Annotated in this window: 22 protein-coding genes; all 22 read right to left on the minus strand. The window is 41.8% G+C overall.

From position 1 onward, the window contains the following. Positions 1–149: 149 nt before the first annotated feature. The 22 genes from SJY16_RS10900 to SJY16_RS11005 all read right to left on the minus strand — a co-directional run bounded on the left by SJY16_RS10900 (position 150) and on the right by SJY16_RS11005 (position 25,899). Positions 150–1,325, minus strand: a complete 1,176-nt coding sequence (locus SJY16_RS10900; RefSeq protein WP_377889167.1) for a glycine C-acetyltransferase — start codon at positions 1,323–1,325, stop codon at positions 150–152. Positions 1,326–1,367: 42 nt separating this feature from the next. After that, entirely contained in the window at positions 1,368–2,408 is a 1,041-nt protein-coding gene (gene tdh / locus SJY16_RS10905) for an L-threonine 3-dehydrogenase (protein ID WP_377889168.1), read from the minus strand. Between the two features lie 189 nt (positions 2,409–2,597). Further along, positions 2,598–3,464, minus strand: a complete 867-nt coding sequence (locus SJY16_RS10910; RefSeq protein ID WP_377889169.1) for a 2-oxoacid:ferredoxin oxidoreductase subunit beta — start codon at positions 3,462–3,464, stop codon at positions 2,598–2,600. After that, positions 3,451–5,202, minus strand: a complete 1,752-nt coding sequence (locus tag SJY16_RS10915; protein ID WP_377889170.1) for a 2-oxoacid:acceptor oxidoreductase subunit alpha — start codon at positions 5,200–5,202, stop codon at positions 3,451–3,453. The genes SJY16_RS10910 and SJY16_RS10915 overlap by 14 nt, the downstream gene beginning before the upstream one ends. A 96-nt stretch (positions 5,203–5,298) precedes the next feature. Beyond that, positions 5,299–6,234 (minus strand): dipeptidase, encoded by a 936-nt coding sequence (locus tag SJY16_RS10920; RefSeq protein ID WP_377889171.1) that lies wholly within the window; start codon positions 6,232–6,234, stop codon positions 5,299–5,301. Positions 6,235–6,326: 92 nt separating this feature from the next. Further along, positions 6,327–6,587: a stage V sporulation protein SpoVS gene (gene spoVS, locus SJY16_RS10925; protein ID WP_066231967.1), complete on the minus strand. Its 261-nt coding sequence runs from the start codon at positions 6,585–6,587 to the stop codon at positions 6,327–6,329. Positions 6,588–6,693: 106 nt separating this feature from the next. Beyond that, the gene (locus tag SJY16_RS10930) at positions 6,694–7,488 is read right to left on the minus strand and encodes a TIGR00282 family metallophosphoesterase (protein WP_377889172.1); all 795 of its coding nucleotides are present in this window, start codon (positions 7,486–7,488) and stop codon (positions 6,694–6,696) included. A gap of 108 nt (positions 7,489–7,596) precedes the next feature. Beyond that, positions 7,597–9,159, minus strand: coding sequence for a ribonuclease Y (gene rny, locus SJY16_RS10935; protein WP_377889173.1), 1,563 nt, complete (start codon positions 9,157–9,159; stop codon positions 7,597–7,599). Between the two features lie 392 nt (positions 9,160–9,551). Next, positions 9,552–10,598, minus strand: a complete 1,047-nt coding sequence (gene recA, locus SJY16_RS10940) for a recombinase RecA (protein ID WP_377889174.1) — start codon at positions 10,596–10,598, stop codon at positions 9,552–9,554. 196 nt (positions 10,599–10,794) lie between these two features. Further along, positions 10,795–12,363 carry a DEAD/DEAH box helicase gene (locus SJY16_RS10945; RefSeq protein WP_377889175.1) on the minus strand — a complete coding sequence of 523 codons (1,569 nt, stop codon included), beginning with the start codon at positions 12,361–12,363 and terminating at the stop codon, positions 10,795–10,797. Between the two features lie 11 nt (positions 12,364–12,374). Then, positions 12,375–13,604, minus strand: a complete 1,230-nt coding sequence (locus SJY16_RS10950; protein WP_377889176.1) for a competence/damage-inducible protein A — start codon at positions 13,602–13,604, stop codon at positions 12,375–12,377. Positions 13,605–13,694: 90 nt separating this feature from the next. Then, positions 13,695–14,273, minus strand: coding sequence for a CDP-diacylglycerol--glycerol-3-phosphate 3-phosphatidyltransferase (gene pgsA, locus SJY16_RS10955; RefSeq protein ID WP_377889177.1), 579 nt, complete (start codon positions 14,271–14,273; stop codon positions 13,695–13,697). A gap of 135 nt (positions 14,274–14,408) precedes the next feature. Then, on the minus strand, positions 14,409–15,326 hold the full coding sequence (locus SJY16_RS10960; RefSeq protein ID WP_377889178.1) for a helix-turn-helix domain-containing protein: 918 nt from the start codon (positions 15,324–15,326) through the stop codon (positions 14,409–14,411). A gap of 17 nt (positions 15,327–15,343) precedes the next feature. Next, complete coding sequence (locus tag SJY16_RS10965) at positions 15,344–16,129, minus strand: DUF3388 domain-containing protein (protein ID WP_224882204.1); 786 nt, start codon at positions 16,127–16,129, stop codon at positions 15,344–15,346. A 160-nt stretch (positions 16,130–16,289) separates the two neighbouring features. After that, on the minus strand, positions 16,290–16,544 hold the full coding sequence (locus SJY16_RS10970) for a DUF3243 domain-containing protein (protein ID WP_377889179.1): 255 nt from the start codon (positions 16,542–16,544) through the stop codon (positions 16,290–16,292). Between the two features lie 71 nt (positions 16,545–16,615). Continuing rightward, positions 16,616–17,326 (minus strand): elongation factor P 5-aminopentanone reductase, encoded by a 711-nt coding sequence (ymfI, locus tag SJY16_RS10975; protein ID WP_377889180.1) that lies wholly within the window; start codon positions 17,324–17,326, stop codon positions 16,616–16,618. Positions 17,327–17,381: 55 nt separating this feature from the next. Beyond that, positions 17,382–18,665 (minus strand): EF-P 5-aminopentanol modification-associated protein YfmH, encoded by a 1,284-nt coding sequence (yfmH, locus tag SJY16_RS10980; RefSeq protein WP_377892187.1) that lies wholly within the window; start codon positions 18,663–18,665, stop codon positions 17,382–17,384. Beyond that, positions 18,665–19,945, minus strand: coding sequence for an EF-P 5-aminopentanol modification-associated protein YfmF (gene yfmF / locus SJY16_RS10985; RefSeq protein ID WP_377889181.1), 1,281 nt, complete (start codon positions 19,943–19,945; stop codon positions 18,665–18,667). The genes yfmH and yfmF overlap by 1 nt, the downstream gene beginning before the upstream one ends. A gap of 1,168 nt (positions 19,946–21,113) precedes the next feature. After that, positions 21,114–22,076, minus strand: a complete 963-nt coding sequence (locus tag SJY16_RS10990; protein ID WP_377889182.1) for an ABC transporter permease — start codon at positions 22,074–22,076, stop codon at positions 21,114–21,116. Then, positions 22,076–23,128, minus strand: coding sequence for an ABC transporter permease (locus tag SJY16_RS10995; RefSeq protein WP_377892190.1), 1,053 nt, complete (start codon positions 23,126–23,128; stop codon positions 22,076–22,078). Before SJY16_RS10995 ends, SJY16_RS10990 begins: the two co-directional genes overlap by 1 nt. A gap of 2 nt (positions 23,129–23,130) precedes the next feature. Continuing rightward, positions 23,131–24,660, minus strand: a complete 1,530-nt coding sequence (locus SJY16_RS11000; RefSeq protein WP_377889183.1) for an ABC transporter ATP-binding protein — start codon at positions 24,658–24,660, stop codon at positions 23,131–23,133. A 135-nt stretch (positions 24,661–24,795) separates the two neighbouring features. After that, positions 24,796–25,899, minus strand: coding sequence for a BMP family lipoprotein (locus SJY16_RS11005; protein WP_377889184.1), 1,104 nt, complete (start codon positions 25,897–25,899; stop codon positions 24,796–24,798). Between the last annotated feature and the right edge of the window lie 199 nt (positions 25,900–26,098).

Below are 26,098 nucleotides of genomic sequence, written 5' to 3' on the forward strand. Positions count from 1 at the left end.
GAAAAGAAATGAGGATGCACGTTACATCAATCGCCTCTTATCTCAAAACTGCTTCAGATCGACTTTCTACTACAGATTCAAGGTCAAATTCATTGATTTCTTCATCATCATAGAAAAACAGACTGCCGAGTTCGACAGTCTGAGACTCATTATAGAATGCCTATTTCTTTCGCTGATTTTTCAAACGCATCAAGTGCTTGTTGAAGCTCTTCTTTAGAGTGTTGAGCAGTTACGATCGTTCTTACTCGCGCTTTGCCCTTTTGAACTGTTGGGAATGCGATTCCTTGAGCGAATACTCCATTTTCAAACAACTGATCTGAGAACTTGTGCGTAAGAGCTTCGTCTCCAATAATTACTGGCGTTACAGGTGTTTCACTGATACCAGTATCGAACCCTAACTTCTCAAGCCCATCTTTGAAGAATTTCGTATTATCCCAAAGCTTTTCAATGAGCTCTGGCTCTTCAACGAGAACATCGATTGCTGCTGAGCACGCAGCTGTAACTGCTGGTGGGTGAGAAGTACTGAATAAGAATGGGCGTCCCTTATGAATAAGGTAATCACGAAGCGTTTTCGTACTCGCGATGTAACCACCCAACACACCGATTGCTTTACTCAATGTACCTACCTGAATATGAACTCGGCCGTTCAAATCAAAGTGATCAACAGTTCCACGACCATTGCTGCCAAGCACGCCACTTGCATGTGCGTCATCTACCATTACAAGTGCATCGTATTTCTCACATAGCTCTACAATTTCAGGAAGAGGCGCAATGTTGCCATCCATCGAGAAGACACCATCAGTAACAACTAGACGTGTGCGGTATTCTTGCGTTTCTTTCAACGCTTTTTCAAGATCTTCCATATTTGTATGTTTGTAAATACGGCGTCCAGCTTTTGTTAAGCGAATGCCATCGATGATTGAAGCGTGATTGAGCTCATCAGAAATGACGACATCTTCCTTTGTTAAGATTGCTGAAAGAACAGCCTGGTTCGTCGCAAAGCCAGATTGTAACACTAAAGCAGCTTCCGTATGTTTGAATTCAGCAAGTTTTTGCTCGAACTCTTCATGCATGGATAGTGTCCCTGCGATTGTACGAACAGAACCTGTCCCAGCACCATACTTCTCGACAGCTTCGATTGCCGCTTGCTTCATTTTCGGATGATCTGTCAATCCAAGGTAGTTATTTGATGAAAGCTGGATAACTTCCTTTCCTTTGATCTCAACGCGAGATCCTTGAGCGGATTCAAGAGGAATAAGATTGCGAAAGACACCCTCCTCTTGCATTTGATCAAGTTCTTCTTGGAGATATTCAAAACCTTTCATATGACCTGCCTCCTTCTAATTATGTAAAAGCTCAAATGAGCTTTATGGATGTAATACTACCTTACCACATTTTCCTTCAAGCATTAATTCAAAGCCTTTTTCAAACTCTTCTAATGGGAAATGGTGCGTAATCATCGGTTCAACATCGACTTGCCCTGACTGGAGTAAGCCAGAAACCTGACGCCATGTTTCGAACATTTTTCTTCCAGTTATCCCTTGCACGGTGATTCCTTTGAAGACAATATCGTTTGTTACATCGATTTCAACTGGGCGTACTGGTAAGCTTAAAATCGATACGCGTCCACCGTTTGTAACCATTTTGAAGCCCTGGTTCATTGCGATTGGGTGACCTGACATTTCGCACACGATATCTACGCCATGCCCGTTCGTCAATTCTTTCACTTTATCAAGCGGGTCTTCCTGACGGGAGTTCACAAGGCTAGTCGCCCCCATCTTTTCTGCAAGGTCTAGTCTGTAATTATTCAAGTCGAATGCGATGACTTGTGAAGCACCGGCTGCCTTCGCCACACCTACAGCCATGATTCCGATTGGCCCACAACCGATGATTGCAACAGTCTTACCCGCTACATCACCAGCAAGCACTGTATGCACTGCATTTCCCATCGGTTCTTGCACGGAAGCAACATCAAATGAAAGAGACTCTGGATTCTTCCAAATGTTTTGAGATGGTAGCGCAACATACTCAGCAAAACAACCGTTTGTGTCTACACCAATAATCTTTGTATTTTCACAAATATGGAACTGTCCTGTTAAGCATTGAGGGCATTGATTACATACGATGTGTGTTTCTGCAGAAACGTGATCTCCAACTTCTACGTTCGTTACTCGTTCGCCTTTTTCAACAACAACACCTGCGAATTCATGACCAAACACATATGGAGGATTCACTCGACTTTGAGACCACTCATCCCAAGCATAAATATGTACATCCGTTCCACAGATGGAAGTAGCTTTTACCTGAATTAGAACTTCATTCTCATCAATTTGTGGAATATCAACTGTTTGAAGCTGCGCACCTTTTGCACGCTCATGCTTAACAATCGCTTTCATCTTTCCTTCCACGACAAACACCTCTCTTTTTTCAAGCCTTCTCTAAACACTATTACCACAATCATAGTACCATTTTTCAGATTTATCGTAAAGAAAAAATGTCCACTATACGCGGACATTCATAGTTTTATTTCTGGACTATATCCTATCATAGTTTCAAAAGAAAAAATCCCCCGTTTTAAAAACAGGGGACATTCACCATTACATGAATTCTGACATCAATTCTGTAAACTTCTCTTCAGATAGCGTGAGGTTCTGCTTAGATAGAGGAGATTCACTATACCCTGACACAGATTCTTGATAAGAGGGCTTCTTTGGGTTGTGATAGATTAACCCTTTCACGAGTCCATTATGTTCCATGAGTGTTTGCATGGCGCTCATTCGATTCGTAGGATCATAGTTTTCGATATCTTTTAAGCTGATCAAATTCTCTTTAAACCAATCATACGTGTTTATTTTGTTGAATGTCACACAGGGGCTAAACACATTGATCAAAGAGAAACCTTTATGCTGGATACCTTGTTCGATAAGAGCAACAAGATCTTTTAAATCTGTTGAGAAACTTTGTGCTACAAACCCACAACCACTTGATAGCGCTAATTCCATTATCGATAAAGACGATTCGATGGAACCAGAAGGTGTACTCTTCGTTTTGAACCCTTCCGCACTCGTCGGCGATGTCTGGCCTTTTGTCAGTCCATAGATCTGGTTATCCATGACGATGTAGGTGATATCGATATTTCGTCGCATAGCATGAATCGTATGCCCCATGCCGATCGCAAAACCGTCACCGTCTCCTCCTGATGCAATAACAGTCAGATCTCTGTTAGCCATCTTTACGCCTTGAGCGATCGGTAGAGAACGACCGTGAATTCCATGAAAGCCGTATGCGTTAATGTATCCACTGATTCTCCCTGAACAGCCTATTCCTGAAACAACCGCTAAATCATCTGGCTCTAAACCAACGTTAGCTGCTGCACGTTGAATAGCAGCCTGCACGGAAAAGTCTCCACATCCTGGGCACCAGTTTGGCTTAACCTGATTTCGAAAATCTTTAAATGTTGCCATGGGTTAACAGCTCCTTGCATTGTTGATGAATATCACCTGGTAAGAATGGATTGCCATCGTATTTTAGGAGACTTTCAATCTTATCCGCATATCCTGCATTCATTTTCACTAAGCTAGCAAGCTGACCTGTTGCATTGTGCTCAACTATTACAACTTTTTTGGCAGCATCTAACATCGATTTAAGCTCATCGGTTGGAAATGGATGCACGAGTCGAATTTGAGCATGGTTTACTTTGTATCCATCTCCTTCTAAGCGAGGGATAACTTCTTCGATCGAGCCTCTAGTTGAGTTGAATCCAACCAATAGAACATCCGGTTCTTTATGCTTCTCATTCTTATAGACGGGTGTGTTGAACGATAACCCACTAACCTTTCTAAGGCGTTTCTCCATCTGATCTTTCCGGTTTTGTGGAACTTCCGATGGTTTACCAGTCTCGTCATGCTCTACGCCCGTCACGTGAAAAATACCATTTTTGGTGCCTGGTATAACGCGTGTTGAGACACCGTCTTCCGTTACTTCAAATCGCTTGAAATAGGATTTATCTTCTCTTTCAGCGATATCCTGAACGGATAACTTCCCTCTTCGAATCTGGATTTTCTCATAATCGAGAGGTTCTACCGTTTGTTTTCCGAGAGATAATTGAAGGTCCGAGAGCAAAATGACCGGACATTGGTATTCTTCCGCTAGATTAAAAGCTTCAATCGCGTCGTAGAATGCTTCTTCTACAGTGCTCGGTGCAATGACGATCTTTGGTATTTCACCATGCGTTCCATAAATCATCGCTAGAAGATCGGACTGTTCTTGCTTCGTTGGAAGCCCTGTACTAGGGCCACCACGTTGCGTATCTACAATCACGAGGGGTGTTTCAGTAATCCCTGACAGTCCGATGGATTCCATCATTAAGGAGAGACCTGGTCCTGCTGATGCAGTAAGGGTACGAACCCCTGCATAATTAGAGCCGATCGCCATGGTGGCGGCTGCTATTTCGTCTTCAGTTTGAATGACTGTCCCACCGAAATCAGGGAGTTTTTTGATTAAATACTCCATGATTTCCGAAGCTGGCGTGATTGGATACGCAGCCATCAACCTCGCTCCGCCAGCAATCGCGCCAAGGGCGATTGCGTCGTTTCCAATCATAAACATCCGGTTCTTTCCGTCAGCTTTTTTCAAAGAAAGCGTCTGAGGGTTAGCGCCTGTTGCTTCCTGAAACGCTTCCGCGCCCCGTTGAATCGCTTCCATATTACTGTTTACGACTTTATCACCTTTACGTCCAAATATCTCATCTACAACTGCCTTATATGTTTCAGTATCGATTCCAAGGGCTGCACTCGTAGCTCCAATCGCTACCATGTTCTTCATTAACGATGTACCGAGCTCTGTTGCAATTGCAGTAAAAGGAACAATGACGAGTGTTGCTTTGCAGTCTTCTGGTTTCACAGGCTTAAACTTCGCGTCGGCAATTATAATACCATCACTATGCAGTTCGTGGCCGTTCACATCGATTGTCTCTTGATCAAAAGCAATAAGCATGTCCAGGTCATCTGAAACAGCGCGCACTTCTTTTGTACTAACACGTATCTTATTATTCGTATGTCCACCTTTAATACGGGAAGAAAAGTGTCGATACCCGTATAAATAATACCCCATACGATTAAGTGCTATCGCAAAAATTTCCCCTGTGCTGTCTATTCCTTCCCCCTGCTGTCCGCCAACTTTCCATGAAAGTTGTTCGATCATAATGCCTCACCCTTTCTAGTCTAGTGAGAGAAACACTTGCATATATTACTAGTTCGAAATAGGAATGGAATTCCCTGCTCCCTAGTGCTCTAATTGCTAAATTCTACCTTTAGAAGGGATTCGTTCTAGCAAGTTCCTCCATAAAAAGCCTTCCACTTCCTTATTCGAATAACGACGCTCTAATTCCTCTATCAACTTTGGGTAATCTTCATAACTTCTTAAATTAGAAGGTACGTGATCGATTCCATCAAAATCAGATCCAAGTGCGATATTGCTTATTCCTCCGAGGGATGAAATATAGTCAATATGCTCAATAATATCTGCAATACTTGCATTTCGATCATTTCTAAGAAACTTCGGTACAAATGTGACACCGATCACAGCGTCCTTTTTGATGAGTGCTTTCAATTGATCGTCATCAAGGTTTCGTGGATGCGCACAAATCTTCTTCACATTGGAATGTGTTGCGATAACATGGTTGGCATGGTCCATCACGTCCCAAAAAGCCTTGACCGACAAATGTGAAACATCCGTCCATATATCATATTCATTATGTACATCCACAATCCGTTTTCCAAAGTCCGAAAGCCCACTACCTCGTGACTCCAGTATGCCATCACATGCAGCATTCCCATAATTCCACGTAAGTCCTACAGAGCGAACACCTAGTCTGATTAGCGCCTTCAATCTTGTAATCTCTCTACCTATCGCATCACAGCCTTCTAAGGTAAGCATCGCTCCGATTTTACCAGCTGGAAGCCTTTCTATATCTTCCTTTGAATACACCGCTATTACATCGTCATATGGTTTTACAATCCGTTCATAAAAGATTTCCACCATCTCTAGAGCGCAATCAAACTTTGCTGAATCCGGAACTCTTTCTGGTATATATATAGCAAACAGCTGCAATCCAGCTCCTGCACTTCTCATTTGCTTTAGATTGGTATGTAGATCCGCTCCATCGAGAAAAGAGAGAGTAGGATCATTCCACATCTTACTTAGGACATCACAGTGTGCATCGTATATTTTCATAGGTAGCCTCCAATTACTATTCATATGTATTTATCCAAAACGTATAAAAAAACCTGTTTGTAAAAACAAACAGGTTAACTTAACGGAATCACTTAACGCGGTTCAACTATTAACTTGATAGCCGTTCGTTCTTCGCCATCAATTTGAATATCGGTAAAAGCAGGGATACAAATGAGATCAACGCCGCTCGGTGCTACAAATCCTCGTGCAATTGCTACAGCCTTCACTGCTTGGTTAAGCGCTCCTGCTCCAATTGCTTGAATCTCAGCGTTACCTCTCTCTCGCAGGACGCCAGCGAGTGCACCAGCTACAGAATTTGGATTGGATTTTGCTGAAACTTTTAAGATTTCCATTTTGAAAGCCCCTCCTTAATTTGAGCATCCATTGCCACTCTAGACTATATTCCTTGTCATAAGCTTGTATTCCTGCTGATTCCGTTATTTTTTCAGGCCATCAAACCTATTCGTAGAATGGATGATCATCATTGATTGCGATGCGCTCAATATGTTTAGCTGTTCCAGTTTTTGGGTCAATTGTTAAAAAGACCCCACTAAGTTGTTCCCGACCTTTCGTGACTTCAAACCTTACAGGCATCGTTGTCAGAAATTTTTTGATAACGGCTTCTCGTTCCATTCCAAGGATGCCATCATACGGTCCTGTCATTCCTGCATCGGTTAAGTAAGCTGTTCCTTGAGGTAATACTCGCTCGTCAGCAGTTTGAACGTGTGTGTGCGTTCCGACAACTGCTGATACTCTTCCATCGAGATACCAGCCCATCGCTTGCTTCTCACTGGTTGTTTCAGCATGAAAATCCACGAAAATCACAGGGGTACGCTTTCTCATTTCATCTACAAGCTCATCCGCTTTTTTGAATGGATCATCGATAGCAGGTAGGAATGTTCTACCCTGTAAATTAATAACGCCTACTTCAGTTCCATTTATATTAACGATCGTAGAGCCATTTCCCGGTGTACCTTCAGGGAAGTTAGCTGGCCTAACAAGCTTTGGTGCACGATTAATGAATTCGAAGATCTCACGATTATCCCATGTATGATTTCCCATGGTGATTACTTGGGCACCTGACTCTAAGAAGTTACGATAAATCTTTTCTGTAATGCCTCGTCCTCCTGCAGCGTTCTCCCCATTTACAATAGTAAAGGTTGGTTTATACTTCCGTTTTAGGCGAGGTAAATAATGAGACACCATGTCTCGTCCCGGCGATCCTACTACATCTCCAATAAATAATATTTTCATAATACAACTCCATTCTGTCTCTACTCATTCTTACTTAGTTTATCAAATGCTCTGTCGCTTTTTAAGTGTAATAGAAATAAATAAAGCGATGCACGAGGCATCGCTTTATTATTTCGCATACTCTACTGCCCTAGTTTCACGAATGACCGTGACTTTAATATGTCCTGGGTAGTCGAGTTCATTTTCGATTTTCTTGGTGATTTCTCTTGCGAGTCTGTAAGATGTAACGTCATCTACGATGTCCGGCTTAACCATGATTCGAATCTCACGACCAGCCTGAATCGCAAATGATTTCTCAACACCATCAAATGACTCAGAAATTTCTTCAAGCTTTTCAAGGCGTCTGATGTACGTCTCGAGTGTCTCACGACGTGCACCTGGACGAGCTGCAGAAAGTGCATCTGCTGCTGCCACGAGTGTAGCGATAACAGAAGTTGCTTCTGTATCACCGTGGTGTGAAGCAATCGCATTGATTACGACCGGATGCTCTTTGTACTTCGTTGCAAGCTCAACGCCTATTTCAACGTGACTTCCTTCTACTTCATGATCAATTGCTTTCCCTAAATCATGTAGGAGACCTGCACGTCTAGCAAGCTGGACGTCTTCACCTAGCTCAGCTGCCATCAGTCCAGTTAAATATGCAACTTCCATAGAATGCTTCAATACGTTCTGACCATAACTTGTACGGAACTTCAAACGACCCAAGATCTTGATAAGGTCAGGGTGTAGCCCGTGTACGCCAATTTCAAACGTGGACTGCTCTCCGACTTCTCGAATGTATTCATCCACTTCCCTGCGAGATTTCTCGACCATTTCTTCAATTCGCGCTGGGTGGATTCTTCCATCCTGTACGAGCTTGTCCAGAGCATTTCGTGCGATCTCTCTTCGAATCGGATCAAAACCGGAAAGTATAACTGCTTCCGGAGTATCATCGATAATAAGATCGATCCCAGTCAGCGTTTCAAGAGTTCGAATGTTTCGGCCTTCACGACCAATGATTCGTCCCTTCATCTCATCATTTGGCAGGTTCACAACGGATACCGTTGTTTCTGCTACGTGATCTGCTGCACATCGCTGAATCGCAAGGGAAAGGACCTCTCTTGCTTTCTTATCAGCTTCTTCTTTCGCATTGTACTCACGCTCTTTCACCATCTGCGCCAGTTCATGCTCAAGTTCCTGCTCACTTTCACGCATGATGATCTGCTTCGCTTCTTCCCTTGTTAAACCGGAAATTCGCTGCAATTCACGCTGCTGCTCTTGAAGCATCTCCTCCACTTTGCTTTCCATCTCTTCAATATGTCGTTGTTTTTTGGCGAGAGCGTCCTCTCTTCTTTCAAGGGAATCCTCTTTTTTGTCTAGAGTCTCACTTTTTCGCTCAAGGACCTCTTCTTTTTGTACCAAACGATTCTCTTGTTTTTGTAACTCATTTCTGCGTTCACGAATTTCACGCTCAGCTTCTACACGAAGATTATGATTCTCGTCCTTCGCTTCAAGCAAAGCTTCCTTCTTCATAGCTTCCGCATCGTTTTTACCTTCTCTGATAATCCGTTGCGCTTCTAATTCTGCACTGGAGATCTTCGCTTCAGCAATCGTTTTGCGAACAAGAAATCCAACAACTGCTCCGACGATTACAGAGACAAGCACAGTGGAGATGATGATTGTTATATCCATCGAACTCACCTCCTCCTGCTATTAACTTGTTGGTTTGCTGTCATGTTAGTTCTTTGTACCACTTGCAAGATTTCAATCCAGCACATTTCATTTGTTAAAAGTAAAGTTATAATTTTGCTAGAAAATTATAATTATACACTTAATATTGTAGCTTTCACCATTGAGGTTGTCAAGAGAGTGTAAGAAGCCACTATTGCTTCAAATCCCTCTTTGTTACTCAATTTTTCGTTATCTTTTCCTGCTGTTTAGAAAGATAAGGTGATTCCTAGTATTGACAAAATCGGCATTTACTAGACATTAATTACTAGTTTTATTACGCATAATGAGTATAGGTTATTCAAATAACTCTAGCATCAATAAAGAGCCGATCGAATCCGATCGGCTCAAGCTATCTATTTCTCATCTTCAAGAAGAGAATCTTTTCCGGCAGCTGTTTCATTCACCTGCTTATCAGCATCTAAATTATGATGCGCACGAACGCGCGTGTTAATTTCATCCTGAATTGCCGGGTTTTCTTTCAAGAATTGTTTTGCATTCTCACGTCCCTGTCCAAGGCGTTCGCCTTCGAACGAGAACCATGCTCCGCTTTTCTGAACGATTTCAAGGTTAGATCCGATATCAAGGATTTCACCTTGCATAGAAATTCCTTCACCGTACATGATATCCACTTCTGCTTGCTTGAATGGAGGAGCTACTTTGTTTTTTACAACTTTGATACGGGTTTTGTTACCAACCATATCATTTCCTTGCTTAAGCGTTTCTGCACGACGTACTTCAAGACGTACTGAAGAATAGAACTTAAGTGCTCTACCACCAGGAGTTGTTTCAGGGTTACCGAACATAACGCCGACTTTTTCACGAATCTGGTTGATAAAGATAGCCGTCGTCTTAGACTTACTGATTGCACCAGAAAGCTTACGAAGCGCTTGGGACATCAAACGAGCTTGAAGACCAACGTGAGCGTCTCCCATTTCCCCTTCGATCTCAGCTTTAGGAACAAGAGCTGCTACCGAGTCAACAACGACCATGTCTACTGCTCCACTTCTTACAAGTGCCTCAGCGATTTCAAGTGCTTGCTCACCTGTATCAGGTTGAGAAAGCAATAGTTCATCTATATTCACACCTAGCTTTTCTGCATATACCGGGTCAAGCGCGTGCTCAGCATCTATAAATGCAGCCTGTCCGCCACCACGCTGAACTTCTGCAATTGCATGAAGGGCAACAGTTGTTTTACCTGAAGATTCAGGACCATAAACTTCGATAATACGACCTCTCGGATATCCGCCCACTCCAAGAGCAATATCAAGAGCAAGCGATCCACTGGATACAGTAGAAACACGCTGCTCAGCCTGTTCGCCAAGCTTCATAATGGAACCTTTACCGAATTGTTTTTCTATTTGTCTCAATGCCATATCTAAGGCAGCTTTGCGATCACTCACGAAAAATTCCTCCTCGTTATTAAACTATCACTATCATATCTCTTTTTGAACGTTTTGCCAATAGAAAACCGAACATTTATTCGTCTTTTTTTTATTTCACATACATTCAACAAAAAAATGTTCGTTCACATCTTATCACAGGGCTAAAAAAATGAAGAACGATCAGCTCTATTAAAATCGAGCTGATCGTGTGTTTTTATACTCTGCTTTTTTGAGGTTTAGCAGGTTCAAGATGAATCGACTTGCCGCTGACCCCTCCTGCTCGCAATGCTTCATATACGAACGGTGCTACGTCTTCTGGTACTTCAAAGAAAGAGAACTTTTCAAAGATATCGATTCGCCCTACTGACGTTGTATCAACTCCTGCAAGCGTAGAAAGTTCTTCAAGAAGCTTTTTCGGATGCAGATCAATGTTTCTACCAACGTTCAAGAAGAAACGAACCATACCATTTTGTCCACCCGTTTCACCAAAGTTATACTCTGAAGGTGTTGTGTTTTGTTTTTCTTCGATTGCGTTCTCAAGAAGTGACTGAACAACGCTGCGTGCTTCGTACTTAGAAAGAAGCAAGTCTGCTATTTCACTAGCTGTAGAGTCTGCCTTTTGAGTTTTAATTTGTTTTTCAACAGATTTAACGATGTTTTCAAGGTCGACCGACTCATCCTGCAGCGGCTCTGCTGAAAGGTTCAACTTAATTTTCGACTCGATCGACTGTAAGAAACGCATATCTTTTGGTGTAACGAGCGTTAGTGCAACCCCTTTGTTACCAGCTCGCCCAGTACGTCCGATACGATGAACATAACGTTCTGGATCTTCTGGGATATCGTAGTTGATAACATGACTCACATGCGCTACATCGATTCCTCGCGCTGCAATATCAGTAGCAACTAAGAAATTAAGTTGCGAGCGTCTGAACTGATTCATCACACGCGTACGCTGTTGCTGAGTAAGATCGCCATGTAACTCTTCAGCACGGTAACCACGCTTTTTTAGAGACTCAGTCAACTGAGATGCGCCTTTTTTCGTTTTCGTGAAGATAATACCAAGGCGAACCTGGTCATTTTTAATAACACGACAAAGCGTATCGAACTTCTCACTATCAAATGTTCTGTAATAAACTTGCTCGACCGTATCCGCCGTCACATCCCCTTTTGACACGGAAATCGTCAGTGGATCTTTCAAATACTTCCCGGAAAGCTTACGAATCGGTGCTGGGATTGTAGCTGAAAACAGGAGAGATTGACGTTTTTCCGGTAGTTGCTTAAGTATTAGTTCAATATCTTCGATGAATCCCATATCCAACATTTCATCAGCTTCATCAAGGATAGCTGTATGAACGTGATCGGTTCTTAAGGTTTTCCGCTTCAAGTGGTCGAGCATACGTCCTGGCGTTCCAACCACAATGTTAACGCCTTTCTTAAGGGCACGAATTTGATGATAGATCGGTTCCCCACCGTAAACAGCAAGAACATTTAACCCTTTATGACGAGAGATTTTCTGGAGCTCAATCGCAACCTGCATAGCAAGCTCTCTCGTTGGTGTTAGGATAATTGCTTCTGGTCCGCCTCTTTTGGACACTTTTTCAATAAGTGGGATGCCGAACGCAGCTGTTTTACCAGTTCCTGTTTGAGCCTGGCCAATCATATCCCTACCTTCTAAAATAGGTTCAAGAGCCTTTTCCTGAATAGGAGTAGCCTCCTTGAAACCCATTTCTAGAACCGCTTTTCTTACTTCTGGTGATAAATCAAAGTCTTCAAAATTCTTCATATGTCCGTAATTCACCTTTCTAACTTCAATAATGTATTAAATCCATATTTTACTGTTCGTTTTCGGATGGCATCTCGATTACCAGCAAGCTTTAAACAAATGACTTTCTCTCCTCGAGGAGATACCATTCCAATAAAAACAGTGCCGGCTTCCTTTCCTTCGATCGAATCCGGTCCGGCCACGCCGGTGAAACTAATGCCGATATCAGTTTTGTACGTATTCTTAATGCTTCTTGCTAGTTCTATCGCACATTCTTCACTTACAGCGCCATGAGAAGATAGCGTTTCAGATGACACGCCCACCTTCTGTTTTACTTCGTTAGAGTAACACACAATCCCCCCATAAAAAAGCGATGAAGCTCCCGGAATGCTCGTAAATTCTTGACTGAACATACCGCCTGTAAGACTTTCAGCAACTGAAATCGTCCAATTTTGCTTTTCTAGTAAAGAGAACGCTTCAACGGAGAGCGAGGTTTGGCCGTAACCGTAAAAATAGTCCCCTACACGCTTTTGTATGTCTTTCTCGGTTGAATCGATCAGCTTACTCGCTTCTTCTTCAGAAGCTGCTCTTGCTGTAAGCCTTAAAGTCACTTCCCAATCCCCTGCGAGCGGAGCAATCGTTGGATTAGTTTGTTGGTCGATCAGATCTTCAAGCTCCGTTTCAAGGCTCGATTCACCGATCCCAAAGAAACGAAGGACGCGTGAAATTATCCGCTCCTCCAGCTTCATTTCTTTTAGTAAAAATGGTTCTGCATACTTCGTAAACATTGGATAAAGCTCTTTCGGTGGACCAGGGAACAGCAAGTATGTACACCCATTGTTCGTGAATGCCATTCCAGGAGCCATTCCATTGTCGTTAGGAAGAACAGTAGATCCTTCGATAACTAGAGCCTGTTTTCGATTATTCTCAGACATGGTGCGACCGGTTTTTTTATAGTATGCTTCAATATTATCCATAGCTTCCTGATTGTAGACAAGCTGCTTGGAAAGCGCTTTTGCGATCGTTTCTTTCGTAAGATCGTCTTTCGTAGGACCGAGTCCTCCAGTGAACACCAATAAGTCTGAACGATTCTCTGCAACTTCGATCACTTGTTTAAGGCGATTGCTGTTATCTCCGACAGCCGTATGGTAAAAAACATTTATACCGAGATCAGCAAGTCGTCTCGATATAAATTGAGCATTCGTGTTAGCGATCTGTCCTAGTAATAGTTCTGAGCCAATTCCGATAATTTCTGCATTCATTAGCTAACGCTCCTTCTCAAAACTTTGCCATATATCTTTTATATGTTAATGGAGACAAAAAGGAACAGAATAGTCTGTTCCCTTTTTTCATCAACGAGACTTGAGTAGAATCTCTTTGTTCTTATTAAAATAATCCCAACCTGAGTATACCGTGATGATTAACGCAGCCCATAAGGAGATTGTAGCAAACGGAAGACCAAACGCTTCAAATGGAATATTATTGAGCAATAGTGCAGAAATAGCTACGATTTGAATCCACGTTTTGAGCTTTCCAAGGTTGCTGGCCGCTAGTACTTCGCCTTCAGATGCCGCTACGAGTCTTAATCCTGTCACCGCAAATTCACGGCTTAGAATAAAGACAACGATCCATGCGGGCGCTGAGCCGAGCTCGACAAGTGATACGAACGCTGACGTAACAAGCAGCTTATCTGCAAGCGGGTCAAGAAACTTCCCGAGATTTGTCACGAGGTCATGCTTTCTCGCAATATACCCATCGATCCAATCTGTTACGGAAGCTACAATAAAAATAAGAGCAGCAATCAACTGGGCGTTTAAAATGGTTGCTCCTGCAATCTCTGTTTCTCCAAGCGGTAATGGCGCGAGCAGAAAGAGAAGAAAAACAGGGATCAAAAATATTCGAGATACTGTAATTTTGTTAGGCAAGTTCACTTATGTTCCTCCTAGAGTTCATTTAGCACAATCGTTTTCTATTCTATCATTGTTCCCTTCCACCAAAAAGGAAAACCTATCCAGGTTGTTATGAATAGAAGCAGGGGCCATCTCGACTAAGATGCCCCCTAACTGCTACTCTGCTTTTTTGTAATTAAAGGTGACATTCTGGACTACTGGTTCATTTGGGATATCAATCTTCTCACCGTTTACAAGAACGGTAATGTTTGGCGAACTGCCAATCCGTAAAGAAGCAGAGGCTTCCTTTGTTAGGTCATGGGTTACTTTTTTGTCTTTCTTCAAGCTTTCATAAATATATTTCTTGTTATTTCCGCCAGTTAACCCAACCCAGCTACTTCCTTTTGTTTCTACAGTAATCTCAAACTTCTCGGCATTTGTAATTTCATAAGTGGAATTTGATGCATTGCCTTTTGTTTTTTTGATTTCCATTTTAGGAGCAGGCTTCTCTTCTGGCTCTTTTGTTTCTTCTGGTTCTTTTTCTTCATCTGAAGAAGCTGAATTCTCTTTGTCTTCCTCTTTAGAAGAATCATCTTTAGGTTTGTCAGAAACTTCATCTGAAGCAGGAGCATTCCCGCTGTTTTCATCGCTTGATACTTGTTCTTCAGCTTGATTCGATGTACTGTCTTTACTTGTTGTTGCATCCTTACCCTGTACAACGAACCAGATAATGCACGCCACCCCTATAATCAATAAGATAACAAGAACGGAAGGAAATACGGATGACCACCTATTCGGTTTACTTGGAACAGTTGGTCTCGTACGCCTAGGGGGGAGATTTTCTGGTACATCTGAATTTGTTTTTGGTATTTCTGAGGCATACTCCTCCAGCAGTTCTTCACCGTGAAGGCCAACTGCTTCCGCATAGTTTTTAATGAAAGCACGCGTATAAAAATTACCTGGAAGCAGTTCGTAGTTCCCTTCTTCTATTGCAAGAAGATAACGTTTTTGAATTTTTGTAATGGATTGAATTTCATCGAGCGATAAATCTTTATCGTTTCGAGCACTCTTCAATCGTTGACCTAGCTCTGTCAATGGAAAACACCTACCAATTAGTTAAAGTCAAAACCACCTGAAAATCCAGAAGCCTGATTTTCGATAACCTGATATGTAATCTCTTGCTCTGGATCGTCACGCAATTCAATTATATAATCAAAATCATTCATCGTATACTCTGTTTCTCTAACAAAAATATCTGGATGCTCTACAACTTTTGTTGCAGGTAACCTCATCATATCACGGAGCAATTGCCAATGCTTCTCAGAAGATCTTTTTGCAGATACAATTCCGTCGATAATAAAAATATGATCACTGTTCATTTCATCATCGGCGATTTGTTGGCGAACCGTTTGCTTTAACATTGTTGAAGAAAGAAATACCCATCTTCTATTCGCACAAACACTCGAAGCTACAATTGATTCTGTCTTTCCAACTCGAGGCATACCTCTTATCCCAACAAGCTTGTGCCCATCTTGCTTAAAGATTTCTGCAAGAAAATCAACAAGCAATCCGAGCTCGTCACGAATAAACCGAAACGTCTTCTTGTCATCTGCATCACGCTGTATGTATCGTCCGTGTCGGACTGCAAGACGATCACGAAGTTTTGGTTCGCGAAGCTTGGTTACTGTAATATTGTCCATCGTATTCAAAATCGATTCTAGCCGCTCGATCTGCTCAATTTGTTCCACGAGCAAAAGCATCCCTCTTCGCTGATCATCAACACCATTGATCGTGATGATGTTAATTCCGAGCATTCCTAATAGTGATGCGATGTCACCTAGAAGACCCGGTCTATTTTTGTGTATTTCGTATTCCAGGTACCATTCCTTTTTCTCCATATAGCAACTCCTTACGCTTTCACAATTTACCCATGTTTATTTAATCATAAATGATTTTTGTAAAGGTTAAAAGAGATGATTAAGGATTTTGTTTACTTTTCTTGTCTGTATTGGTAAATAAATTAAAAAAGAAGGGTGTCAACACCCCTCTTGCACCGCATTATTTATTTTGACCTTGAACAAGCTTCACCATCATGTTAGCAATTGCATGCTGTTCTTCTTCATCAGCAACATGCCATAGATCAGCTAGTAACTGTTCTTCTTCATTCTTTGCTTTTACACCGTCGGCTAAATAACCACCGATTTGATAAGCAACATCAGAGATTACTTCGTGAGAAAGTCCCTGCTGTTCGCCTTGAGATAAACGATCGTGCAGAAAACCTTTCCAGCTATCAAAGTTATCAAGTACAGACATCTTTGTCCCTCCTTTATTAGGTCATCACCTATATGTTGTCTAGAAGGGATTCTAATTATGCACCGATATCGTTAAATCCACGCACCGTCTACTGAAATAACTTGGCCGCTTATGTAAGAAGACTTCTCTGAATCGAGGAAAGAAATAACATGTGCCACTTCTTCTGGAGTGCCTGGGCGACCAAGAGGAATTTCACCAACCAATTCCCGTTCTTCCTCATCAGATAACGTCGCATTCATGTTTGTTGCGATATATCCTGGCGCCACAGCATTCACACGAATACCGCTTGGACCAAGCTCTTTCGCAAAGCTTTTAACAAATGCATTTAAACCGCCCTTAACTGTTGAATAAACCACTTCACACGAAGCTCCAGTATCGCCCCAAACAGAGGAAACCACGATGATACTCCCGCGCTTCTGCTTCACCATCCATTTTGAGAAATGTCTAGCGAGCTTCACTGAAGAGGACACGTGCAGAGTAATCATCTCATCGATGTGATCGTCATCCATATCGGTCAGAAGCCCAATAAAACTTGTACCAGCATTTAGAATCAACGTATCCACTTTTGCAGCAATTTGATAGATCTTCTGCAAGGCTTCTTTGTTTGTTAGATCAGCTTGAACCGGAATGACTTCTGCATCAGGAAAGGCATAAGATAATTCTTTTATGCTCTGATCATTGGAATGGTAATGAGCAAAGACTCGATCACCATTTTGTAAATACTCTTTCATGATCGCTTGGCCAATTCCACCACTCGCACCGGTTATTAAGACATTCTTCATTGTAAGCCTCCTTTCTCTTTAACATAAAGGAAAAAGCACCCCACGGGTGCTTTTATTACTTCGGAACAACCTGGCAAACTGTAAATGACTCTTCTTTAAAGTGACCTTTCACGGCACCTTCAACATCTTTTGCGGTAAGTTCTTCTAAAACCGGAACAACTTCAAACAAATCCATATCATTGAAACGATAACGTGTGAACTGGTTTGCTATAAATTCAGGAGAATTTAATGCCCTGAGGAAGCTACCGATCTTCTTCTTTCTAATGCGCTCAAGCTGATTCTCATCGATTGGATTCTTCGAGAACTCTTCTACCATAGAATATAACCGATCAGCTAGCTCATCAGGTGAACTCGTGTTACTTCCCATTACTGAAAAACCAAAATTCTCTTCTTCCGTAAAATCATAGGAAAAGCTCTGATCAATAAGACCTTCGTTGTACAATGTTTCATAATTCTCTGAGCTTTGACCGAACATGAGATCAAGAGCAAGATTAATTGAGAGTTCATGCTTAAGTAAATCCCTACCTTGACGTCCAGGATTAGGTTCTTTAAAACCAACAAGACATTTCGCAACTTGAACGGACATTGGTAGTACTTTCTTCTTCTCTGCAACGCTTTGTGACTCTTTATCAAAGAAACGTTCGATAGGTGGCTGATCTTTGTATGATTTGCCTGCCTGATTACTTTCCACAAACGACATGATTTCTTCTGGCTCTACATTACCCACTACGAAAAGCACCATGTTCGAAGGATGATAGAACGTCTCATAACATGTATATAGAGATTCTTTTGTAATCTTAGCAATTGACTCTACTGTTCCAGCGATATCGATTTTGACTGGATGTTTATGGAACATATTTTCAATTACGCCGAAATAAGCACGCCAGTCAGAGTTATCATTGTACATTTCAATTTCCTGACCGATAATGCCCTTCTCTTTTTCTACACTCTCGTCGCTAAAATATGGCGCCTGTACGAAATCCACAAGCGTCTCAAGGTTTTGCATAACATTTTGAGTAGTCGAAAACAGGTAAGCTGTCCTCGTAAAGGATGTAAAGGCGTTAGATGACGCCCCTTGTTTACTGAAATCTTGGAAAACGTCACGATCTTCTTTTTCAAATAATTTATGCTCTAGAAAGTGAGCAATCCCATCTGGGACCTTTACATCCTCTGATCCATTTAACGGCACGAAATGGTTATCGACAGAACCATATTTCGTAGTAAACGTAGCATAGGTTTTGTTGAAGCCTTTCTTCGGGAGCACATATACGTCAAGGCCATTGTCCATCGTCTGATGATAAAGTGTTTCTTGCAGCTGATTAAACGGGATTGTTCTCATCATTCAGCTCCCTCCCCTTTTAAGAAGTATACGGTGTCCAGCTTCACTTGATCTGCTACCTTTTTGACATCCTCTATTGTAACGGCCTCGACTCCATCCAACCATTCTTCTAGAGAACGAAGTTTTTGTGAAACAACACCATGATAAAGCAGTTCTACCATGCCTCTCGCATCGTCAACAGTCTCAAGTAGCTGATTTCGAATCATTGTTTTCGTCTGGTTCATCTCTTCATCATTAAAATCACCATTCTGCATTGCAGTTAACTGTTCTTTAATGATGTCTACTGTTTTATTGTAATTCTTGAATTCGATTCCTGACATCACGATGATCAAGCCTTTATGGCTTTCATATCTAGACGCTGCGTAGTAAGCAAGACTTTCCTTCTCTCGAACATTTCTAAAAAGCTTAGAGTGGGAAAATCCGCCAAACATACCGTTAAAAACCTGTAGCGCATAATAAGCATCATCAGCGTAGCTAACTCCTGAGCGGAACCCTATATGCAGCTTACCTTGTTTAATCTCTTGCTCTTCCTGCACTTCTCTTTCCTTCACTTCTAATGGCGCTTTTTCTGTAATATCTGATGAAGCCTCCGTTCTTTCTTTTAACGGAAATAGATCAGTTACTAAGTCTTTGATCGAAATGTGCTCAAGATCTCCTACGAAGTAAAGGTCGATTTCATCTTCATTACGTACTTTTTCATAATACTCATATAAATTCTTCGCATCGATTTGATCGATCTGGTCTTTCACACCATACACATGTAGGCCAAATGGCTCATTAGGAAACATTTCCTGAGTCAATCTCATGTTGGAATATCTCATTTTGTCATCATAAATCGATTGAATGCGTTGTTTTAGCGTGCGCTTTTCTTTATCAACGATCGAAGAATCAAATACTCCGTCAACTTTCTTAGGGTTCATCACCACATCAGCAAACAAACCTAATGCTTTCTTTAGAAGCGGCTTATCTTCAGAAAGGAATTTCTCATTAGCAAAATCCATTCTAAAGGTCATGATATGAAAGTCACCCTTCTTCGCTAAGTCTACACCTAACGTAGCACCATAAAGCTTCTCAAGCTCAGTGCGAAGAGCTTTAGAGGATGGATAATTCTCAGTTCCACTTTGAAGCACATAAGGCAGAAGCGCACGTTTCGTCACCGTTTCCTCGCTAAGACGAGACTTAAACTGCATGACCACCGTCGTCGTTTTATACTTATCAGTCTGAATTTTATGTAGCGTTAAACCGCCGCATGAGCTCTTCTCATGAGGGATAATTGCCATACAACTCACTCCTTTTCATCTCTCCATCGTTTTCCAACACAGGAAACCAATTCTTATTCCCTTTATACCATAGTATGTCTCAATGTGTAAGTAATTAACACTTGAAAAGCGGAAGTGACCGTTTAGGACCGACAAGCGCTGGAGCCTATAGGAAAGAACACGCTTTTTGTGTTCATTCCTATAGGCGAAGCGATCGAGGTCCTGGTCACTGCAGCTAGACAATGAAATGCGAAGGCGAGCGTTTAGAAACGGAGATATTGGAGCTCTTGAAAGAGAACACGCTTTTTGTGTTCTGTTGAAAGAGTGAAATATCGCAGTTTCTGCGAGTCGTAGCTGGACACTTGAAATGCGAAGGCGAGCGTTTAGAAACGGAGATATTGGAGCTCTTGAAAGAGAACACGCTTTTTGTGTTCTGTTGAAAGAGTGAAATATCGCAGTTTCTGCGAGTCGTAGCTGGACACTTGAAAAGCGAAGGTGAGCGTTTAGAAACGGAGATATTGGAGCTCTTGAAAGAGAACACGCTTTTTGTGTTCTGTTGAAAGAGTGAAATATCGCAGTTTCTGCGAGTCGTAGCTGGACACTTGAAAAGCGAAGGTGAGCGTTTAGAAACGGAGATATTGGAGCTCTTGAAAGAGAACACGCTTTTTGTGTTCTGTTGAAAGAGTGAAATATCGCAGTTTCTGCGAGTCGTAGCTGAACACACGAAAAGCGAAGGCGAGCGTTTAGACCCGAAAAGCGCTGGAACCATTTTGAAAGAACACGCTTTTTGTGTTCATTCAAAATGGCGAAGCGATCGAGGGTCTGCCCACCGCAGCTAGACAACGAAAAGCGGAAGTGACCGTTTAGGACCGACAAGCGCTGGAGCCTATAGGAAAGAACACGCTTTTTTGTGTTCATTCCTATAGGCGAAGCGATCGAGGTCCTGGTCACTGCAGCTAGACATACGAAAAGCGGAAGTAGCCGTTTAGAAACATATCTGAGCTCTTAACCTCTCCAAACTCCATTTTATTAGCCAAATGCAAAGTATATTATCTAAAATCCATTTTTATTGTCCAAAATAAGAATTTATTAGCCAAATTCACTTTTTATTGTCTAATTATACTTATTCTAAACGAGAATCCCCACCCTAACATAAAAAAACCCTCCACTGCAGTGGAGGGTCCATCGGTTATCTCTTTCCTTTTTCATACGGTTGACCGATTGCTTTCGGTGCCTCCGCTCGTCCAACAAGTCCAGCAAGTGCAAGGATTGTAAGAACGTATGGCGAGATCAGAAGATATACTTCTGGGATTTCTTTTAAACCAGGAATCTGTTGACCTGTAATGCTTAGTGACTGTGCTAGCCCAAAGAACAATGCTGCTCCCATCGCACCTAGAGGATGCCATTTACCAAAAATCATAGCAGCGAGAGCCATGAAACCTTGACCTGAGATCGTTGCATGGCTGAAGTTCCCTGCGATCGATGTTGCATAAACTGCTCCACCTAATCCAGCAAAACCACCACTTAGCATAACGGCAATGTACCGCATTCTTGTTACGTTGATTCCCATTGTGTCTGCTGCCATTGGATGTTCCCCAACGGAACGCAGGCGCAGACCGAACGGTGTTTTGTAGATAACCCACCAGACTAAGAATGCCAGAGCTATGGCGATATAGGATGTATAATACGCATTTGAGAAAAACAATGGTCCAATGAAAGGAATATCACTTAAGAACGGAACATTCGTTTTGTAGATACGCTCTTGAATAATTGGTGTTTGACCTGCATCAAAGATTTTCTTAACTAGGAAAATCGCAAGACCTGCCGCAAGAAAGTTAAGTGCTACACCACTTACAACTTGATCCGCGCGTAAAGAAATACTTGCAACCGCATGAATCAATGAAAATAATGCTCCGATAATGACGGCTACTATAAGTGAGAACCACGGTGATGCTGCTCCCATGCCCCACTGCTCACCAAGATACGTAAACACCGCTCCTGTAAATGCTCCCATTAGCATTAAACCTTCCAAGCCGATATTAACGACACCAGATCTTTCACTGAATACACCACCTAGAGCAGTGAATATCAGGGGAGCAGCTGAAAAGATAGCAGCAGGAATGACGATTTGTAGAATCTGCATGACATCCATTAAATTTTCCCCCTTTTGTTCACCTTGTTGCTGATCCAGTGAATGAGATAGCTTGATGCAACAAAGAAAATAATCATGGCGATAACGATTTCAACAAGCTGAGTCGGAACCTGGGCAACTGATTGCATATTCAATGCCCCAATTTTCAATCCACCGAATAAAGCAGCAGCTAAGACAACACCTAATGCGCTGTTTGCTCCGAGTAACGACACAGCGATTCCATCAAAGCCTACACCGGTAAAGTCAGGCATAACTGTCATATAGCCATATGTTCCTAACCCTTCCATAGCGCCAGCTGCCCCAGCAAATGCTCCTGAAACAACCATCGAGAGGATGATGTTACGGCGTACGTTGATCCCAGCATATTCTGAAGCATATTTATTGAAACCTACTGCTCGTAGTTCATAGCCTGTTGAAGTTTTCCATAGTAAGAACCACATGATGATTGCGCCTATGATCGCAACGACGATTCCATAATGAAGGCGCGAAAAATCTGTGATGCTTTCAAGAAATGCTGATTGGAGAGATGCTGACTGATGAATTTCTTCCGTTCTTTCTCCTGGAGCTAGCAAATACGTACGAATGATTGCATTTACAACATGAAGAGCAACATAGTTCATCATAATTGTTGTGATAACTTCATGTACATGATACTTAGCTTTTAATAATCCAGGTACAAATGCCCAAAGTGCTCCTGCTACACCTGCAGCCAAAATAGCGAGTGGAATATGAACAAATGGACTTAACCCTTCAAACTGAAGCCCTACGTATACAGCAGCTAACCAGCCTACCAACAGCTGCCCTTCTACTCCAATGTTGAAGAGCCCTGTACGGAAAGCAAATGCTACCGCGATACCTGATAGAATAAGCGGGGTCATTTGACGGATCGTTTCCCCTAGTACATAAGTATTAGAAAAAATCCCATTAAAGAGTGCCGCATACGCTACGATCGGATTGTATCCGCTCACGAGCATGATAATTCCGCCAACAAACAGACCAAGCGCTACTGATAGCAACGGAACTGATATTGCTGACCATTTTCCTCTAAGAATACTCAAGATGTCTCACCAGCCTTTTTCCGCTTTCCGCCTGCCATTAGTAACCCAAGTTCCTGCTCATTCGTCTCATCAGGTTTCACGACAGCTACGATCTTTCCTTCATAGATCACCGCGATACGATCGCTCACGTTCATAATTTCATCTAACTCAAACGAGATCAGGAGAACTGCCTTTCCTTTGTCTCTTTCTTCAATCAACTTAGAGTGAATAAATTCGATTGCCCCTACATCCAATCCACGTGTAGGTTGAGCAGCAATTAGGAGATTTGGACTACGATCGATTTCTCTTGCGATAATCGCTTTTTGCTGATTACCACCTGATAAAGCTCTCGCAGGTGTTGATTCACTAGGTGTACGTACGTCAAACTCGTTAATCAACGACTTCGCTTTATTGACGATTGTAGTAAAATTGAGGATGCCATTTCTTGAAAAAGGTCTTTTATAGTAGGTCTGAAGGACCATGTTTTCGCCAATTGAAAAATCCAATACAAGGCCATGCTTATGTCTATCTTGAGGGATGTGACCAAGACCACTTTCAGTGACACGTCGTGGTTTCCAATTCGTAATGTCTTTTCCCTTTAGCATAACGTTGCCGGATTTTGTTTTTCTGAGACCTGTAATTGCCTCGATCAATTCAGATTGTCCATTTCCATCAACCCCAGCGATCCCAACGATTTCCCCAGACTGCACAGAAAGATTTAGGCCGTTTACTGCTGGAACATGTCTTGAATCTTCTACTACCAAACTTTGAACCTCTAGAATATTTCCTTTTGGATCTGAGGATTTTTTCTCAACTGAAAAGTTTACTTCTCTTCCTACCATCATAGAAGCCAAATCATCTGGGTTCGTTTCAATTACATCGACCGTTCCGATTCCTACACCGCGTCGAATAACCGTACAACGATCACAGACTTCCATAATTTCTTTTAACTTATGAGTAATCAAAATGATTGATTTTCCTTCAGAGATCAACTTCTTCATAATCACGATTAGTTCTTTAATTTCTTGTGGTGTTAATACTGCCGTTGGTTCATCAAAGATTAATATATCTGCACCACGATAGAGTGTTTTGAGAATTTCTACACGTTGCTGCATTCCTACCGAAATATCCTCTATTTTTGCAGTTGGATCTACTGCAAGACCATATTGCTTTGAAATTGCTTCTACTTCTTTTTCTGCTTCTTTCAGGTTGACCTGACCTTTTTTTGTTGGTTCGTTTCCTAAAATGATATTTTCTGTGACCGAGAACTTCTCTACTAACATAAAGTGCTGATGCACCATTCCTATACCTAATTCATTCGCTATATTTGGGTCAGTAATATTAACCTTGTTTCCTCGAACATAGATATCTCCTTTTTCCGGTTGATAAAGACCAAATAAAACGTTCATCAAGGTTGACTTTCCGGCTCCATTTTCACCTAGTAGAGCGTGGATTTCACCTTTTTTAAGCTGAAGCGTTATATTATCATTCGCAACGATTCCAGGGAATTCCTTACGAATGTTCTTCATTTCAATGACATATTCCATATCGATTTCACTCCCTTGTGCGCTAACATAAAACAAAGGCTAGCCTATGAAAGTACTAGCCTTTGACATGCTATTTTCCAGATGAGATTGACTCCAGAACAGTTGATTCAATAAAGAACGACAGGATTGCCGATCTTATAAAGAGCTTTTGAACGTTTCGAATTCTTCGTCAGTCTTAGGAACTTCTAATTCGCCCTTCTGGATCTTCTCTTTATACTCTTCTACTTTTTTCAATGCTTCTTCAGAAACGTTTTCTTGAGTTTCAGCAATTCCTACACCGTCTTCTTCAAGACCAAATTCAGTAACTTTTCCACCAGGAAAGCTATCATCCATCGTTTGTTTTGATACTTCGATTACTGCAGTATCAACACGCTTAACCATAGAAGTTAGTGTTACGTTCTCAGGCATACCTTCTTCGTGCTGGTCACGGTCTACACCGATCACCCAAACTTCTTCACCGTTCTTCGCACGGTTTTTCGCTTCAGTAAACACGCCGTTTCCAGTTCCACCTGCAGCATGATAAATGATGTCTGCACCTTTATCGTAAAGAGTTCCTGCAATTGCTTGTCCTTTTTCAGCTGCGTTGAAATCACCAGCATACTGTTCGAAGATCTCAGCATCAGGATTTACAGATTTAACTCCTGCTTTAAAGCCATTTTCGAATTTCTTGATTAGCTCAGAATCAACTCCACCGATAAAGCCAACCTTATTTGATTTTGTTTGCATTCCAGCAATAACACCCACAAGGAATGAACCTTGGTGCTCTTTAAATGTAATACTCGCTACATTTTCAAGTGGGTCGCCACTCTCATTGACTGCTACACTATCTACTAGCGCAAGTTGTGCTTCAGGCTTTTGCTGTGCGATCGCTTGAATGTCTTGCTGCATTAGAAAACCAATACCGAAGATAAGATCATAATTATCACGTACAAGACCTGAAAGGTTTGGTTGATAATCACTTGCTGCTGTAGACTGAACATATTTGAAGCCTTTATCTTCTTCTAGGCCGTTTTCTTCACCAAACATTTGTAACCCTTCCCAAGCTGATTGGTTAAAGGACTTATCATCAACACCGCCAGTATCCGTTACCATAGCAACTTTGAAGTTGTTTTTGTCTCCTTCTTCGCCGCCGCTACCGCCACCTGAACTCTCATTGTTGGTGTCACCCGTACCACAAGCTGATAAAAGCGTACCTGCAGCTAGAACAGCTGACATCATAAAACCGTACTTCTTTTTCATCTCTTTAATCCCCCTAATGTTAGTTAAACTTAAGCTGTTCCTAGTAAACTAGAACTACTAAGTTTGAATGCGTTTTCATAGAATGTAAAATATTTTTGGACAATATATCCACCTATGAAAACAATTTGAAAAATAAGTCATTTTTCGACATAACTATACCATTATTAAGAAGATAAATAAATAGTTTTTTGAAAAAAAA

Origin of the sequence: Alkalihalobacillus sp. R86527, from assembly GCF_042466185.1 — a bacterium.
GTDB lineage: Bacteria > Bacillota > Bacilli > Bacillales > Guptibacillaceae > Guptibacillus.

Coding starts and splice junctions, on each gene's coding strand:
- SJY16_RS10900 (WP_377889167.1), bottom strand. CDS start 1,325: ATGAAAGGTTTTGAATATCTCCAAGAAGAACTTGATCAAATGCAAGAG.
- SJY16_RS10910 (WP_377889169.1), bottom strand. CDS start 3,464: ATGGCAACATTTAAAGATTTTCGAAATCAGGTTAAGCCAAACTGGTGC.
- SJY16_RS10915 (WP_377889170.1), bottom strand. CDS start 5,202: ATGATCGAACAACTTTCATGGAAAGTTGGCGGACAGCAGGGGGAAGGA.
- SJY16_RS10920 (WP_377889171.1), bottom strand. CDS start 6,234: ATGAAAATATACGATGCACACTGTGATGTCCTAAGTAAGATGTGGAAT.
- spoVS (WP_066231967.1), bottom strand. CDS start 6,587: ATGGAAATCTTAAAAGTTTCAGCAAAATCCAATCCAAATTCTGTAGCT.
- SJY16_RS10930 (WP_377889172.1), bottom strand. CDS start 7,488: ATGAAAATATTATTTATTGGAGATGTAGTAGGATCGCCGGGACGAGAC.
- rny (WP_377889173.1), bottom strand. CDS start 9,159: ATGGATATAACAATCATCATCTCCACTGTGCTTGTCTCTGTAATCGTC.
- SJY16_RS10945 (WP_377889175.1), bottom strand. CDS start 12,363: ATGAAGAATTTTGAAGACTTTGATTTATCACCAGAAGTAAGAAAAGCG.
- SJY16_RS10950 (WP_377889176.1), bottom strand. CDS start 13,604: ATGAATGCAGAAATTATCGGAATTGGCTCAGAACTATTACTAGGACAG.
- SJY16_RS10965 (WP_224882204.1), bottom strand. CDS start 16,129: ATGGAGAAAAAGGAATGGTACCTGGAATACGAAATACACAAAAATAGA.
- SJY16_RS10970 (WP_377889179.1), bottom strand. CDS start 16,544: ATGTCTGTACTTGATAACTTTGATAGCTGGAAAGGTTTTCTGCACGAT.
- ymfI (WP_377889180.1), bottom strand. CDS start 17,326: ATGAAGAATGTCTTAATAACCGGTGCGAGTGGTGGAATTGGCCAAGCG.
- yfmH (WP_377892187.1), bottom strand. CDS start 18,665: ATGAGAACAATCCCGTTTAATCAGCTGCAAGAAACACTTTATCATCAG.
- yfmF (WP_377889181.1), bottom strand. CDS start 19,945: ATGGCAATTATCCCTCATGAGAAGAGCTCATGCGGCGGTTTAACGCTA.
- SJY16_RS10990 (WP_377889182.1), bottom strand. CDS start 22,076: ATGGATGTCATGCAGATTCTACAAATCGTCATTCCTGCTGCTATCTTT.
- SJY16_RS11000 (WP_377889183.1), bottom strand. CDS start 24,660: ATGGAATATGTCATTGAAATGAAGAACATTCGTAAGGAATTCCCTGGA.
- SJY16_RS11005 (WP_377889184.1), bottom strand. CDS start 25,899: ATGAAAAAGAAGTACGGTTTTATGATGTCAGCTGTTCTAGCTGCAGGT.